Below are 541 nucleotides of genomic sequence, written 5' to 3' on the forward strand. Positions count from 1 at the left end.
CCCTTGAACAGATTGCCGATGAAATAGACATACTGCAGCAGAATGGATTGATCGAGCCCGAGTTGCTGACGCAGCGCTGCAATATCTGCCGCAGTTGCCTCCGGCCCGAGCATCACGGCAGCGGGATCACCCGGCGTGACGCGCACGATGATGAAAACTATCGTCACCACCAGGAACATCACGATGATCATGCCGATAAAGCGTTGGAGTATGTAGCGAAGCATATGGTCGGATCGTTCTCTCTTGCAGTTTTTACTGAAAAATGGTCGCAGGCTGGGAACCCCCCTGCCCGCGACCGTTGCGCCTGCGCTACTGCTTCAGCGACACATTCCAAAAATAGGGCCATGGCGCTGGCGTGAAACCTTCCAGCTTTGGTGACTTGGCAGAGAGCGCATTGAAATCACCGATCTTGATGATCGGGACTTCGGCATAGATCACCTTTTGTACTTCGGCCCAAAGTGCGACGCGCTTCTTTGGATCGACTTCAGAGTTAAACGCATCGACAGCCGCCTTGCGGGCGGGCGTATCCCAATTGCCGGGC

The 541-nt window shown here is 55.1% G+C and carries 2 pseudogenes; both read right to left on the reverse strand.

Annotated features, from left to right (window positions below):
• A pseudogene (locus tag ACXJ5O_RS29435) lies at nt 1–224 on the reverse strand (ABC transporter permease); the annotation flags it as partial.
• A gap of 85 nt (nt 225–309) precedes the next feature.
• Nucleotides 310–541: pseudogene (locus ACXJ5O_RS29440) on the reverse strand (ABC transporter substrate-binding protein); the annotation flags it as partial.

This window comes from Phyllobacterium sp. P5_D12, assembly GCF_054049495.1.